General features: G+C 58.5%; 25 protein-coding genes. All 25 read left to right on the forward strand.

The features are described 5' to 3' along the window. Positions 1 to 299: 299 nt before the first annotated feature. The 25 genes from rpsJ (at position 300) to rpsK (ending at position 13,337) form a co-directional block, all read left to right on the forward strand. Positions 300 to 608, forward strand: a complete 309-nt coding sequence (rpsJ, locus tag BN77_RS10930) for a 30S ribosomal protein S10 (protein WP_003547547.1) — start codon at positions 300 to 302, stop codon at positions 606 to 608. A 34-nt stretch (positions 609 to 642) separates the two neighbouring features. Next, entirely contained in the window at positions 643 to 1,284 is a 642-nt protein-coding gene (gene rplC / locus BN77_RS10935; RefSeq protein WP_007531659.1) for a 50S ribosomal protein L3, read from the forward strand. Positions 1,285 to 1,297: 13 nt separating this feature from the next. Next, the gene (rplD, locus tag BN77_RS10940; RefSeq protein WP_007531661.1) at positions 1,298 to 1,918 is read left to right on the forward strand and encodes a 50S ribosomal protein L4; all 621 of its coding nucleotides are present in this window, start codon (positions 1,298 to 1,300) and stop codon (positions 1,916 to 1,918) included. Next, entirely contained in the window at positions 1,915 to 2,208 is a 294-nt protein-coding gene (locus tag BN77_RS10945) for a 50S ribosomal protein L23 (protein WP_007531663.1), read from the forward strand. Before rplD ends, BN77_RS10945 begins: the two co-directional genes overlap by 4 nt. An 11-nt stretch (positions 2,209 to 2,219) precedes the next feature. Continuing rightward, complete coding sequence (gene rplB, locus BN77_RS10950) at positions 2,220 to 3,056, forward strand: 50S ribosomal protein L2 (protein WP_007531665.1); 837 nt, start codon at positions 2,220 to 2,222, stop codon at positions 3,054 to 3,056. 15 nt (positions 3,057 to 3,071) lie between these two features. Beyond that, entirely contained in the window at positions 3,072 to 3,350 is a 279-nt protein-coding gene (gene rpsS, locus BN77_RS10955) for a 30S ribosomal protein S19 (RefSeq protein WP_007531666.1), read from the forward strand. A 2-nt stretch (positions 3,351 to 3,352) separates the two neighbouring features. Next, complete coding sequence (rplV, locus tag BN77_RS10960) at positions 3,353 to 3,742, forward strand: 50S ribosomal protein L22 (RefSeq protein WP_007531667.1); 390 nt, start codon at positions 3,353 to 3,355, stop codon at positions 3,740 to 3,742. Beyond that, positions 3,742 to 4,461, forward strand: a complete 720-nt coding sequence (gene rpsC, locus BN77_RS10965; protein WP_007531669.1) for a 30S ribosomal protein S3 — start codon at positions 3,742 to 3,744, stop codon at positions 4,459 to 4,461. Before rplV ends, rpsC begins: the two co-directional genes overlap by 1 nt. Positions 4,462 to 4,497: 36 nt before the next feature. Next, entirely contained in the window at positions 4,498 to 4,911 is a 414-nt protein-coding gene (rplP, locus tag BN77_RS10970) for a 50S ribosomal protein L16 (RefSeq protein ID WP_003573792.1), read from the forward strand. A gap of 12 nt (positions 4,912 to 4,923) precedes the next feature. Continuing rightward, positions 4,924 to 5,124 (forward strand): 50S ribosomal protein L29, encoded by a 201-nt coding sequence (gene rpmC / locus BN77_RS10975; RefSeq protein WP_007531673.1) that lies wholly within the window; start codon positions 4,924 to 4,926, stop codon positions 5,122 to 5,124. 12 nt (positions 5,125 to 5,136) lie between these two features. After that, the gene (rpsQ, locus tag BN77_RS10980) at positions 5,137 to 5,376 is read left to right on the forward strand and encodes a 30S ribosomal protein S17 (protein WP_007531674.1); all 240 of its coding nucleotides are present in this window, start codon (positions 5,137 to 5,139) and stop codon (positions 5,374 to 5,376) included. Between the two features lie 267 nt (positions 5,377 to 5,643). Then, positions 5,644 to 6,012: a 50S ribosomal protein L14 gene (rplN, locus tag BN77_RS10985; RefSeq protein ID WP_007531675.1), complete on the forward strand. Its 369-nt coding sequence runs from the start codon at positions 5,644 to 5,646 to the stop codon at positions 6,010 to 6,012. A 12-nt stretch (positions 6,013 to 6,024) separates the two neighbouring features. Further along, positions 6,025 to 6,327, forward strand: coding sequence for a 50S ribosomal protein L24 (rplX, locus tag BN77_RS10990; RefSeq protein WP_007531676.1), 303 nt, complete (start codon positions 6,025 to 6,027; stop codon positions 6,325 to 6,327). Next, on the forward strand, positions 6,327 to 6,884 hold the full coding sequence (gene rplE / locus BN77_RS10995) for a 50S ribosomal protein L5 (protein WP_007531677.1): 558 nt from the start codon (positions 6,327 to 6,329) through the stop codon (positions 6,882 to 6,884). Before rplX ends, rplE begins: the two co-directional genes overlap by 1 nt. A 32-nt stretch (positions 6,885 to 6,916) precedes the next feature. Further along, positions 6,917 to 7,222: a 30S ribosomal protein S14 gene (gene rpsN, locus BN77_RS11000; RefSeq protein ID WP_003573787.1), complete on the forward strand. Its 306-nt coding sequence runs from the start codon at positions 6,917 to 6,919 to the stop codon at positions 7,220 to 7,222. A gap of 12 nt (positions 7,223 to 7,234) precedes the next feature. After that, entirely contained in the window at positions 7,235 to 7,633 is a 399-nt protein-coding gene (gene rpsH, locus BN77_RS11005) for a 30S ribosomal protein S8 (RefSeq protein ID WP_004674934.1), read from the forward strand. A 42-nt stretch (positions 7,634 to 7,675) separates the two neighbouring features. Further along, positions 7,676 to 8,209: a 50S ribosomal protein L6 gene (rplF, locus tag BN77_RS11010; protein WP_007531678.1), complete on the forward strand. Its 534-nt coding sequence runs from the start codon at positions 7,676 to 7,678 to the stop codon at positions 8,207 to 8,209. Between the two features lie 12 nt (positions 8,210 to 8,221). Next, the gene (gene rplR / locus BN77_RS11015; protein ID WP_007531679.1) at positions 8,222 to 8,584 is read left to right on the forward strand and encodes a 50S ribosomal protein L18; all 363 of its coding nucleotides are present in this window, start codon (positions 8,222 to 8,224) and stop codon (positions 8,582 to 8,584) included. A 131-nt stretch (positions 8,585 to 8,715) separates the two neighbouring features. Then, a complete protein-coding gene (rpsE, locus tag BN77_RS11020; protein WP_007531680.1) occupies positions 8,716 to 9,285 on the forward strand; it encodes a 30S ribosomal protein S5 in 570 nt (189 codons plus the stop codon). A 14-nt stretch (positions 9,286 to 9,299) separates the two neighbouring features. Further along, the gene (gene rpmD / locus BN77_RS11025; RefSeq protein WP_007531681.1) at positions 9,300 to 9,509 is read left to right on the forward strand and encodes a 50S ribosomal protein L30; all 210 of its coding nucleotides are present in this window, start codon (positions 9,300 to 9,302) and stop codon (positions 9,507 to 9,509) included. A 15-nt stretch (positions 9,510 to 9,524) separates the two neighbouring features. Beyond that, a complete protein-coding gene (gene rplO / locus BN77_RS11030; protein ID WP_007531682.1) occupies positions 9,525 to 9,998 on the forward strand; it encodes a 50S ribosomal protein L15 in 474 nt (157 codons plus the stop codon). Between the two features lie 239 nt (positions 9,999 to 10,237). Beyond that, complete coding sequence (gene secY / locus BN77_RS11035; RefSeq protein WP_007531683.1) at positions 10,238 to 11,578, forward strand: preprotein translocase subunit SecY; 1,341 nt, start codon at positions 10,238 to 10,240, stop codon at positions 11,576 to 11,578. Continuing rightward, the gene (locus BN77_RS11040; RefSeq protein WP_007531684.1) at positions 11,575 to 12,225 is read left to right on the forward strand and encodes an adenylate kinase; all 651 of its coding nucleotides are present in this window, start codon (positions 11,575 to 11,577) and stop codon (positions 12,223 to 12,225) included. The genes secY and BN77_RS11040 overlap by 4 nt, the downstream gene beginning before the upstream one ends. Before the next feature lie 219 nt (positions 12,226 to 12,444). Further along, positions 12,445 to 12,813, forward strand: coding sequence for a 30S ribosomal protein S13 (gene rpsM, locus BN77_RS11045; RefSeq protein WP_007531685.1), 369 nt, complete (start codon positions 12,445 to 12,447; stop codon positions 12,811 to 12,813). Between the two features lie 134 nt (positions 12,814 to 12,947). Next, positions 12,948 to 13,337, forward strand: coding sequence for a 30S ribosomal protein S11 (rpsK, locus tag BN77_RS11050; protein WP_003547577.1), 390 nt, complete (start codon positions 12,948 to 12,950; stop codon positions 13,335 to 13,337). Positions 13,338 to 13,379 lie beyond the last annotated feature (42 nt).

Consider the following 13,379-nt stretch of genomic DNA (forward strand, 5'->3'; position numbering starts at 1 on the left):
ACCGGCCGCTTCGCGGCCGGCTTGATGACAATATTATGATGCAGGCGGCGATAGCCGCTTGCTTATTACAGCGAAATGTTGCAAATGGCGCGCGAGCGCGATTTGCGCCCTGCTTCGTTAACCGAAGCGGGTGACTACAACAAACAATAAGGTGGGCCGTTAGGCCTGAAGACTGGATAGGGACCCCGCATTCCGGTGTCCCTCTCGATCTTTGAAACCGGTGGTCCGCCTTAGGAAAAAAAGAACAACCCGTGTCTGCCCAACAGGCATGTGGGAAACAAACACAAGGATAACGTCGAATGAACGGCCAAAATATCCGCATTCGCCTGAAGGCGTTCGATCACCGGATTCTCGATGCTTCCACGCGCGAGATCGTGTCGACGGCGAAGCGCACCGGTGCTAGCGTCCGGGGCCCCGTTCCGCTTCCGACTCGCATCGAGAAGTTTACGGTCAACCGGTCCCCACACATCGACAAGAAGAGCCGCGAGCAGTTCGAGATGCGCACACATAAGCGCCTTCTCGACATCGTTGACCCGACACCGCAGACGGTAGACGCGCTGATGAAGCTCGATCTCGCCGCTGGTGTCGATGTTGAGATCAAGCTCTGAGCCCTGCTCGAGCTGAGTTGGAAGGATTGAACCGATGCGTTCAGGTGTGATTGCACAGAAGGTGGGCATGACCCGCGTCTACAACGACGCTGGCGAACATGTTCCGGTAACAGTACTGCGCATGGAAGGCTGCCAGGTCGTGGCCCAGCGCACAGTGGAAAAGAACGGCTATGCCGCAGTTCAGCTCGGTGCTGGCACGGCGAAGGTCAAGAATACGTCGAAGGCGATGCGCGGCAATTTTGCTGTCGCCAACGTCGAGCCAAAGGCCAAGCTCGCTGAGTTCCGCGTGTCGGAAGACAACCTCCTCGAGGTTGGTACCGAGCTCAAGGCAGGTCACTTTGCAGCTGGTCAGCTCGTCGACGTGACGGGTACAACGATCGGTAAGGGCTTTGCGGGCGCCATGAAGCGCCACGGTTTCGGCGGTCTTCGCGCCACGCACGGTGTGTCTGTTTCGCACCGCTCGCATGGTTCGACGGGTTCGCGCCAGGATCCGGGCAAGGTTTTCAAGAACAAGAAGATGGCTGGTCACATGGGCCAGACGCGCGTAACGACTCAGAACCTTGAAGTGGTTTCGACCGACGAAGATCGTGGTCTGATCCTGATCAAGGGTGCAGTACCCGGTTCCAAGGGTGCCTGGATCATCGTGCGCGACGCCGTCAAGTCGGCCGCGAAGTAAGGGAGCCAGACCAATGGAATTCAACGTCAAGACCCTCGAGGGAAAAGACGCAGGGAAGGTTTCTCTTTCTGATGCGATTTTCGGCCTCGAGCCCCGCGAAGACATTCTTGCCCGCGTCATCCGCTGGCAGCTTGCCAAGAAGCAGCAGGGCACGCACCAGGCAAAGGGCCGCGCGGACGTTTCGCGCACCGGCGCCAAGATGTACAAGCAGAAGGGTACGGGCCGCGCTCGTCACCATTCGGCTCGCGCTCCGCAGTTCCGCGGCGGTGGTAAGGCTCACGGCCCGGTTGCTCGCAGCCACGAACACGACCTTCCGAAGAAGGTTCGCGCTCTCGGCCTGCGTCACGCCCTCTCGGCCAAGCTGAAGTCCGACGATGTCATCATCATCGACAGCCTGGTTGCTGCAGAGGCAAAGACCAAGGCGCTGGCATCGGCTTTCGAGACGCTCGGCCTGACCAATGCGCTCTTCATCGGCGGCGCTGAACTTGATGGCAACTTCAAGCTTGCAGCTCAGAACATCCCGAACATCGATGTTCTGCCGATCCAGGGCATCAACGTTTACGACATCGTGCGCCGCGGCAAGCTCGTGCTTTCCAAGGCTGCCGTCGAAGCTCTAGAGGAGCGTTTCAAGTGACCGACCTTCGCCACTATGATGTGATCGTCTCGCCGGCGATCACCGAAAAGTCCACGCTGGTATCGGAAAACAACCAGGTTGTTTTCAATGTCGCCAAGAAGGCGTCGAAGCCGGAAATCAAGGCTGCAGTCGAGGCGCTGTTCGGCGTCAAGGTCACGGCCGTCAACACGCTGCTCCGCAAGGGCAAGACTAAGCGTTTCCGCGGTTTTGTCGGCAAGCAGCAGGACGTGAAGAAGGCTGTCGTGACGTTGGCTGAAGGCCAGACGATCGACGTCTCCACCGGTCTCTGAGGAATAAAAAGATGGCATTGAAAACATTCAATCCTACGACCCCGAGCCAGCGTCAGCTGGTCATCGTCGACCGTTCCGGCCTCTATAAGGGCAAGCCGGTCAAGGCGCTGACGGAAGGTCTGACCAAGAGCGGCGGTCGTAACAACCTCGGCCGCATCACGGCTCGCTTCATCGGCGGCGGTCACAAGCGCACGTACCGTCTGATCGACTTCAAGCGTCGCAAGTTCGACGTCGAAGGCACTGTCGAGCGTATCGAATACGATCCGAACCGGACCGCGTTCATCGCGCTCGTCTCCTACGCCGACGGCGAACAGGCCTACATCCTTGCGCCGCAGCGCCTTGCTGCTGGCGACAAGGTTATCTCTTCGGAGAAGGCTGTCGACGTGAAGCCAGGCAACACCATGCCTCTGCAGTTCATCCCCGTCGGCTCCATCATCCACAACGTGGAAATGAAGCCGGGCAAGGGTGGCCAGATCGCACGCTCGGCTGGCGGTTACGCACAGCTCGTCGGTCGTGACCAGGGCATGGCGATCCTTCGCCTGAACTCGGGCGAACAGCGCCTCGTGCACGGCACCTGCCTTGCGTCGATCGGTGCGGTTTCGAACCCGGATCACGCCAACATCAACGACGGCAAGGCCGGTCGCACCGTTTGGCGCGGCAAGCGTCCGCACAACCGCGGTGTTGTCATGAACCCAGTCGACCATCCGCACGGCGGTGGTGAAGGCCGTACCTCTGGTGGCCGTCACCCGGTTACTCCGTGGGGCAAGCCGACCAAGGGCAAGCGCACCCGGTCGAACAAGTCGACCGACAAGATGATCATGCGCTCGCGTCATCAGCGTAAGAAGTAAGAGAGGAAGTCTCCAATGGCTCGTTCAGTTTGGAAAGGTCCGTTCGTTGACGGCTATCTTCTCAAGAAGGCTGAGAAGGTACGCGAAGGCGGACGTGCAGAAGTAATCAAGATCTGGAGCCGTCGCTCCACGATCCTGCCGCAGTTCGTCGGTCTCACCTTCGGCGTCTACAACGGCAGCAAGCATGTTCCGGTCAGCGTCAATGAAGACATGGTCGGTCACAAATTCGGTGAATTCTCTCCGACCCGGACCTACTACGGTCACGGTGCGGACAAGAAGGCAAAGAGGAAGTAACAATGGGCAAGGCAAAAGCCGAACGCCGGCTGAAGGACAACGAGGCGCAAGCAGTCGCCCGCACGCTCCGCGTCAGCCCACAGAAGCTCAACCTCGTTGCTGCGGCTATCCGCGGCAAGAAGGTCGATCGTGCACTCGCTGAGCTGGAATTCTCCCGCAAGCGCATCGCAGGCGCCGTCAAGAAGACGCTCGAATCTGCCATCGCAAACGCTGAGAACAACCATGATCTCGACGTCGACACACTGGTCGTCGCAGAAGCCTACGTTGGCAAGTCGATCGTCATGAAGCGTTTCCACGCTCGTGGCCGTGGCCGTGCATCTCGCATTGAGAAGCCGTTCGCGCACCTGACGATCGTTGTCCGCGAAGTGCAGGCACAAGAGGAGGCCGCATAATGGGTCAGAAAATTAATCCAATCGGTTTCCGTCTTGGCATCAACCGTACCTGGGATAGCCGCTGGTTCGCGGACAATGCCGAGTACGGCCAGCTGCTGCACGAAGACCTGAAGATGCGTAAGTTCGTCATGAGCGAATTGAAGCAGGCCGGTATCGCCAAGGTGGTCATCGAGCGTCCGCACAAGAAGTGCCGCGTCACGATCCACTCGGCTCGCCCGGGTCTGATCATCGGCAAGAAGGGCGCAGACATCGACAAGCTCCGCAAGAAGCTGTCGGAGATGACGAATTCCGAAACGCACCTCAACATTGTTGAAGTTCGCAAGCCGGAAGTCGACGCGACCCTCGTCGCACAGTCGATTGCTCAGCAGCTTGAGCGTCGTGTTGCTTTCCGTCGCGCCATGAAGCGCGCCGTTCAGTCTGCAATGCGTCTTGGCGCCGAAGGCATCAAGATCACCTGCGCAGGCCGTCTCGGCGGTGCTGAAATCGCTCGCACGGAATGGTACCGCGAAGGTCGCGTTCCGCTGCACACGCTGCGCGCTGACATCGACTACGGTACAGCTGAAGCGGAAACCGCATTCGGCATCTGCGGCATCAAGGTTTGGATCTTCAAGGGCGAAATCCTTGAGCACGATCCGATGGCCTCCGAGCGCCGCGCACTCGAGGGTGACGCTCAGGGTCCGGCAAGCCGCGACCGCGATCGTCGCCGCGACAACGCTTAATAGCGTTGGTGGCAGATAAGTTCGGAGAATAAGAAAATGTTGCAGCCAAAGCGTACCAAGTACCGCAAGCAATTTAAGGGCCGCATCAAGGGCGTCGCCAAGGGTGGTTCTGACCTGGCCTTCGGCGAATTCGGCCTTAAGGCTCAAGAGCCGAACCGCGTCAATGCACGCGAGATCGAGGCGGCACGCCGCGCGATCACGCGTTACATGAAGCGCGCCGGCCGTGTATGGATCCGCGTGTTCCCGGATGTTCCGGTAACCGCAAAGCCGACCGAAGTCCGTATGGGTAAGGGCAAGGGCTCTGTCGAATACTGGGCATGCAAGGTCAAGCCAGGCCGTATGATGTTCGAAATCGACGGCGTCAGCGAAGAAATCGCTCGCGAAGCGCTTCGCCTCGGCTCTGCCAAGCTCTCGGTCAAGACGCGCTTCGTTCAGCGCATTGCAGAGTAAGGAGCAAGGCAGATGAAAGCCGAAGAAGTACGCGGCCTCACGGCCGACCAGCTCAAGGACAAGCTCGCGGACCTGAAGAAGGAGCAGTTCAACCTGCGCTTCCAGAAGGCTACCGGTCAGCTGGAAAAGTCCTCGCGCATCAACGAAGTCCGCAAGGACATCGCCCGCGTGAAAACCATTGCCCGCCAGAAGGCGGCAGAAGCAAAGGCGTAAAGGAAGAAAAACATGCCGAAGCGCATTCTGCAGGGCGTTGTCGTTGGCGACAAGAACGAGAAGACTGTCGTAGTTCGCGTTGAGCGTCGTTTCGCTCACCCGCTGCTTCAGAAGACTGTTCGTCGTTCCAAGAAGTACAAGGCCCACGACGAAAACAACCAGTACAAGATCGGCGATGTCGTATCCATCGAGGAATGCGCGCCGATCTCGAAGGACAAGCGCTGGACGGTTGTTTCCGCCCAGGCAAAGTAAGAATTTCTCGCGAGGCCTTGCGTCTCGCGAAAATTTCTGTATGAAGCAGCGTCAGAACGCTCGAAAGACGGGCGTTCTTTTGCTTTGAGCGCACGGAAGGTCCCCTTGGGGAAACCACCCTGGCACGATTTTTCCCGCGCTATTCAAGCTATTGCCGTATCTGTGCTCGTCTTCGAGATGGGTTCGGTCGGCTGACAGATTTTCATATGCCGGGAAAGGGGGCACTCAAAGCCCAACCATTCCGGTAAAACAAAAAGGCGACCTGATATGATTCAGATGCAAACAAACCTCGATGTGGCGGATAATTCCGGCGCACGTCGTGTCATGTGCATCAAGGTGCTGGGCGGCTCGAAGCGCAAGTATGCCGGGATCGGCGACGTTATCGTCGTTTCGATCAAGGAAGCGATCCCGCGCGGCCGCGTGAAGAAGGGTGACGTGATGAAGGCGGTGGTTGTTCGCACCTCCAAGGAAATCCGTCGCGTTGATGGCAGCATCATCCGCTTCGACACGAATGCAGCAGTCCTCATCGACAACAAGAAAGAGCCGATCGGCACCCGTATCTTCGGACCGGTTCCGCGCGAACTTCGCGCCAAGAACCACATGAAGATCATCTCGCTGGCTCCCGAAGTACTGTAAGGAGCGCGAACGATGCAGAAGATTCGTAAGGGCGACAAGGTCGTCATGCTCGCAGGCAAGGACAAGGGCCGCACTGGCGAAGTCCTCCAGGTTTTGCCTAAGGAAGATCGCGCCGTTGTGCGTGGCGTAAACGTCGTAAAGCGCCACCAGCGCCAGACGCAGAGCCAGGAAGCCGGCATCATCAGCAAGGAAGCCTCGGTTCACCTGTCTAACGTTGCGATCGTCGACAAGGACGGCAAGCCAACCCGCGTCGGCTTCAAGGTTGTTGACGGCAAGAAGGTCCGTGTGGCCAAGCGTTCCGGTGAGGTGATCTGATGGCTGAGGCAAAGTACGAGCCGCGGCTCAAGAAGGAATACGTCGAGCGTATCCGTAAGGCTATGCAGGAGAAGTTCTCCTACGCCAACGAGATGCAGATCCCCAAGCTCGACAAGATCGTAATCAACATGGGTGTTGGTGAAGCAACGGCTGACTCGAAGAAGCCGACTGTTGCTGCAGCTGACCTGGCCGCTATCGCGGGTCAGAAGGCGGTCATCACCCGTGCCCGCAACTCTATCGCTGGCTTCAAGGTCCGCGAAAACATGCCGATCGGCGCGAAGGTCACCCTGCGCGGCGCTCGCATGTACGAGTTCCTGGACCGCCTCGTGAACATTGCGCTTCCGCGCGTTCGCGACTTCCGCGGCCTGAACCCGAAGAGCTTTGACGGCCGTGGCAACTTCGCCATGGGCATCAAGGAGCACATTGTGTTCCCTGAGATCAACTACGACAAGGTTGATCAGATGTGGGGCATGGACATCATCGTTTGCACGACGGCAACGAAGGACGACGAAGCACGGGCTCTCCTGACAGAGTTCAACTTCCCGTTCCGTCAGTAACCGTAACGACGAGCGTAGAAAAGGAACCGCACATGGCGAAGACAAGCGCAGTTGAAAAGAACAAGCGCCGCCGTACTACGGTCGCTAACCAGGCTGCAAAGCGTGCAGCTCTGAAGGCGATCATCATGAACCAGGCTCTTCCGATCGAAGAGCGGTTCAAGGCCTCGATCAAGCTGGCATCCCTGCCGCGCGATGGATCCAAGACCCGCATTCGCAACCGTTGCGAAGTATCGGGCCGTCCGCGCGCATACTACCGCAAACTGCGCATGTCGCGTATCGCGCTGCGTGAACTCGGCAATCTCGGCAAGGTGCCGGGCATCGTCAAGTCGAGCTGGTAAGGAGCAGGTTAGATGACAATGACTGATCCGTTGGGCGATATGCTCACTCGCATCCGCAACGGTGCTTCTCGCCGCAAGTCGTCGGTTTCGACGCCTGCTTCGAAGCTCCGTGCACGCGTTCTCGATGTTCTGCAGTCTGAGGGCTACATCCGTGGCTATTCCGTTGTCGATTTCGGCAATGGCAAGTCTGAGCTCAACATCGAACTCAAGTACTATGAAGGCGCATCGGTGATCCGTGAGATCGGCCGTGTATCCAAGCCGGGCCGCCGGGTTTATGTCTCGGTCAAGTCCATTCCGCAGGTCGCGAACGGCCTCGGCATCACCATCCTTTCGACCCCGAAGGGCGTGATGGCCGATCACCAGGCTCGCGAACAGAACGTTGGTGGCGAGGTTCTTTGCTCTGTCTTCTAAGACAGGGCAGGGATCTCCATAGCGAACAGACAGGATTGTAAAATGTCTCGTATCGGTAAAAAGCCCGTTCAGGTACCTGCTGGGATCACGGCTACGGTCGATGGCCAGAAGGTGTCCGCCAAGGGCCCGAAGGGCGAACTGTTCTTCGTCGCAAATGACGAAATCGGCGTTAAGCTCGAAAACAATGCGGTCGTAGTAACGCCGCTCAGCAACTCGAAGGACGCTCGGTCCAAGTGGGGCATGTCCCGCACCATGATCGAGAACATCTTCAAGGGTGTTAAGGACGGCTTTGAGCGCAAGCTCGAAATCAACGGCGTCGGTTACCGCGCGTCGCTTCAGGGCAAGAACCTGCAGCTGGCACTCGGCTTCAGCCATGACGTCATTTATGAGCCGCCGCAGGGCATCACGATCGCTGTGCCGAAGCCGACGGAAATTGTCGTTTCCGGCATCAACAAGCAGCAGGTCGGCCAGGTCGCCGCTGAAATCCGCGAATACCGCGGTCCTGAGCCTTACAAGGGCAAGGGCGTTAAGTATGCCGAAGAGCGGATTGTCCGCAAAGAAGGCAAGAAGAAGTAAGGATCACGCGAAATGGCTAGCAGGAAAGAAGCACTTGCACGTCGCGCCAACCGCGTGCGTCGTCACCTCAAGTCGGTGGCCAACGGCCGTCCGCGCCTGTCGGTTCATCGCTCGTCGAAGAACATCTATGCTCAGATCATTGACGATGTCGCCGGTAAGACGCTTGCGTCTGCCTCGACCCTCGACAAGGACCTGCGCGGTTCTCTGAAGACCGGTGCTGACACGGCAGCAGCTGCCCTCGTAGGAAAGCTCGTTGCTGAACGCGCCTCGAAGGCGGGCGTCAAGGACGTCGTGTTCGACCGTGGCGCCTTCATCTACCACGGTCGTATCAAGGCCCTGGCAGAAGCAGCCCGCGAAGGCGGCCTGTCCTTCTAATGAAGTTTCCGGCCGGCAGCCCGAAGGGCACCGGCCGGATATCACCGGACCGCAGGCGTCCCGAAAGGGGGGCCGATGCGGTCCTCGTTTTGTTTGCCGATTGCACCCGGAAAAGAAAAAGGAAGAGGACAATGGCACAGGAAAGAAGGCCGCAGCGGGAAGACCGCCAGGCCCGTGAAGAGCGCGATAGCGAATTCGTCGACAAGCTGGTCGCTATTAACCGCGTTGCCAAGGTTGTTAAGGGTGGCCGCCGTTTCGGTTTCGCCGCTCTCGTCGTCGTCGGTGACCAGAAGGGCCGCGTTGGCTTCGGTCACGGCAAGGCACGCGAAGTGCCGGAAGCAATTCGCAAGGCGACTGAAGCTGCCAAGCGCGAACTGATCTTCGTACCGCTGCGTGACGGCCGTACGCTGCATCACGACGTTCATGGCCGCCATGGCGCCGGCAAGGTTCTGCTTCGTTCGGCCAAGGTCGGTACCGGTATCATCGCCGGTGGCCCGATGCGCGCTGTTTTCGAAACGCTCGGCGTTCATGACGTTGTCGCCAAGTCGACCGGTTCCTCGAACCCATACAACATGGTTCGCGCTACCTTCGATGCTCTGAAGCACCAGGTTCACCCGAAGGACATCGCAGCTCAGCGCGGCATCAAGTATGCAACGCTCCAGGCTCGCCGTGCCGCTTCTGGCAATGCCTCTGAAGAATAAGAGGAGTCTGACAGATGGCTAAGGCTACCAAGAAGACTGAAGCGAAGACGGTTACTGTCGAACAGATCGGCAGCCCGATTCGCCGTCCTGATGTCCAGCAGCGCACGCTGATCGGCCTCGGACTCAACAAGATGCACCGTCGCCGCACGCTGGAAGATACCCCTTCCGTTCGTGGCATGATCCGTGCTGTCCAGCATCTCGTTCGCGTCGTCGACGAGAAGTAAGCCGGGAGATTCGCTATGAAACTCAATGAAATCAAAGACAACGAAGGTTCGACCCACAGCCGCAAGCGCCTCGGCCGCGGTATTGGTTCGGGCTCGGGCAAGACTGGTGGTCGCGGTGTGAAGGGTCAGAAGTCCCGTTCCGGCGTCGCGATCAACGGTTTCGAAGGCGGCCAGATGCCAATCTACCGTCGTCTGCCGAAGCGCGGCTTCAACAACATCTTCAAGGCCGACTTCGTTGTCGTGTCCCTTGAGCGTGTTCAGGCTGCGATTGACGCCGGCAAGCTCGACGCCAAGTCCACGGTTGATGCAGCAGCTCTCAAGGCTGCCGGGGTTATCCGTCGCGTCAAGGATGGTGTGCGCGTTCTCGCCGACGGCGAGTTGAAGGCAAAGGTCAAGTTCGAAGTTGCTGGCGCCTCCAAGCCTGCGATCGAAAAGATCGAAAAAGCAGGCGGTTCCGTCACGCTTCTTTCTGCCGCAGCTGCAGAATAATTTATCTTATGATAAGTCGCCCGGGGTGCTTCACACCGGGCGATTTTGCTCCCATATGTGAGCCTCACAAAAACCGGCTGGACGCACGTGCGTCATGAGCGGTAGGAACGAAAACAAGGGTGAGGCATAGGTTGCTCCCGCAATCCGTCCGAAGCCCGCTTTTGAATAATTCAGAATGCTGATTCCGGGTCCTGCAGCTCGCTTGGCTTGAGCCCGAAATTGGTAGCGCGGAGAATCGCATGGCGTCTGCAGCGGAACAGTTGGCTTCCAACCTCAATTTCTCGACCTTCGCCAAAGCCGAGGATCTCAAGAAGCGCCTGTGGTTCACACTGGCAGCTCTCCTCGTGTACCGGCTCGGTACCCATATTCCGCTCCCGGGTCTCAATCCAGAAGCTTATGCCCAGGCCTTCCGTGGCCAGGCAGGGGGCATTCTCGGCCTCTTCAACATGTTCTCGGGCGGCGCCGTGCAGCGCATGGCAATTTTTGCGCTCGGCATCATGCCGTACATTTCCGCTTCGATCATCGTGCAGCTGATGACCTCCGTTGTCCCGGCGCTTGAGAACCTGAAGAAGGAAGGCGAGCAGGGGCGCAAGATCATCAACCAATATACGCGCTACGGCACGGTGCTGCTCGGTGCGCTTCAGGCTTACGGCATTTCCGTCGGTCTTGAGAGCGGCAACGGCCTTGTTGTCGATCCGGGCATCTTCTTCCGCATTTCGACGGTCGTGACCTTGCTCGGCGGCACCATGTTCCTGATGTGGCTCGGCGAGCAGATCACCTCGCGTGGCATTGGCAACGGTATCTCGCTGATCATCTTCGCCGGTATCGCCGCTGGTCTTCCGCAGGCCCTTGCCGGCACCCTTGAACTTGGTCGCACCGGCGCCCTGTCGACAACGCTGATTCTTGCCGTCATCGTCATCGCGATCGCCGTCATTGCCATCATTGTTTTCGTCGAACGTGCGCAGCGCCGCCTGCTGATCCAGTATCCGAAGCGGCAGGTCGGCAATCGCATGTTCCAGGGCGATACCTCGCATCTGCCACTGAAGCTCAACACCTCGGGCGTTATCCCGGCAATCTTCGCGTCTTCGCTGCTGTTGCTGCCGGCGACGCTGGCGGGCTTCGCGAACACGACGTCCTTGCCGGCATGGGCAACCGCGGTCGTGGCAGCGCTCGGCCATGGCCGGCCACTCTACATGCTGCTCTATGGTCTGCTAATCGCTTTTTTTGCCTTCTTCTACACTGCAATCGTCTTCAATCCGAAGGACACTGCTGACAATCTGAAGAAGCATGGTGGTTTCATCCCCGGTATTCGTCCGGGAGAACGGACTGCCGAATATATCGACTACGTGCTGACCCGCATTACGGTGATTGGCGCGATCTACCTCGTCTTTGTGTGCATTTTGCCTGAAATTCTTGTGTCGCAAACGGGCATTCCATTGTCCCTGGGTGGCACTTCGCTCTTGATCGTGGTTAGCGTAACTCTCGATACGGTGGCACAAATTCAGGGTCATCTGATCGCACAGCAATACGAAGGCCTGATCAAGAAATCGAAGCTGCGCGGAGGAAAGAGGGGGCGATGAGACTCATACTGTTAGGGCCGCCGGGCGCGGGTAAGGGGACCCAGGCTCAGCGGATCGTGGAGAAGTACGGAATTCCGCAACTTTCCACGGGTGACATGCTTCGTGCTGCCGTTGCGGCTGGCACGGAGGTAGGCAGGCGGGCAAAGGCTGTCATGGACGCCGGCAAGCTTGTCTCCGATGAGATCGTCAATGCCATCGTTTCCGAGCGTCTTGATGCTCCGGACTGTGCCAAGGGATTCATTCTCGACGGTTACCCGCGCACGCTGGTCCAGGCCGATGCCACGGAAGCCATACTGAAAAGCAAGGGCCTGGAGCTCTCGACCGTGATCGAGATCCAGGTGGACGACAACGTGCTCGCGGACCGCGTCTCGGGACGCTACACCTGCGCGAACTGTGGTGCGGGCTATCATGACACGAACGTCAAGCCGAAAGAGGACGGTGTTTGTGACCGTTGCGGCTCGACTCACTTCAAGCGTCGACCCGACGACAATCGCGAAACAGTCGTTACGCGCCTTCAGGCCTACTACAAGGAAACATCTCCGCTCATCGGCTACTACTATGCCAAGGGAAAGCTGAGGTCGGTTGATGGCATGGCGGACATCGATCACGTCACCAGCGAGATCGATAAGATACTTTCGAAGCTTTAGTCTTTGAAAATAAACTGGCGGAAGCGGTTGCTTTTCAGCACTGATTCCGCTAAACACCGCGCCAACTCGCGACATTTCATGCGATCGGCGCGGATTTCTAGGGAAGTCCGGGTTCTGTCGTTTTGACATGTACGAACCCAAATTTGAACGAGCGGCCGGTTCGGCTGCATAACGAAAAGCCTCTTGCCGGATGGCAACGGGAACGCAAGGAGAATAGGCGTGGCACGTATCGCTGGCGTCAACATCCCGACTGCGAAGCGCGTCGTTATCGCGCTGACCTATATTCACGGGATCGGTCCAAAATTCGCGCAGGAAATCATGGAAAAGGTCGGCCTGCCGGCTGACAAGCGCGTCCATCAGCTGACGGACTCCGAAGTCCTGCAGATCCGCGAGACCATCGACCGTGACTATCAGGTCGAAGGTGACCTGCGTCGCGAAACCTCGATGAACATCAAGCGCCTGATGGACCTCGGCTGCTACCGCGGCCTGCGTCATCGCCGTGGCCTTCCGGTTCGTGGTCAGCGCACGCACACCAATGCTCGTACCCGCAAGGGCCCGGCAAAGGCCATCGCTGGTAAGAAGAAGTAATTTCCGGGAAACCGGAGGTGAGGGGGCTGGCGGTCTGCGCCGGCCTCTTTTGAGTTTGGGGCAGGGCCGTAAGGTCTCGTTCCGGTGTAGCCGCTGGCATTACGGCGGTGCAGAGATCCAAGAAAGGGATTTAAATGGCCAAGGAAGCCGTCCGCGTTCGTCGTCGCGAACGTAAGAACATTTCGTCGGGTGTTGCCCACGTCAATTCGACCTTCAACAACACGATGATCACCATCACTGACGCTCAGGGCAATGCGATTGCTTGGTCGTCTGCTGGCGCCAAGGGCTTCAAGGGGTCGCGCAAGTCGACGCCGTTCGCTGCCCAGATCGCTGCTGAAGACTGCGCCAAGAAGGCTCAGGAACATGGCATGAAGTCGCTGGAAGTTGAAGTTTGCGGTCCGGGTTCGGGTCGCGAATCGGCTCTGCGCGCGCTCCAGGCTGCTGGTTTCATGATCACGTCCATTCGCGACGTGACGCCGATCCCGCACAATGGTTGCCGTCCGCGCAAGAAGCGCCGCGTCTGATCATCGCCATTCACAACATCGGTGAGCGAATTGTCGCTCCTG

This window comes from Rhizobium mesoamericanum STM3625 (assembly GCF_000312665.1).
GTDB classification, from domain to species: domain Bacteria; phylum Pseudomonadota; class Alphaproteobacteria; order Rhizobiales; family Rhizobiaceae; genus Rhizobium; species Rhizobium mesoamericanum.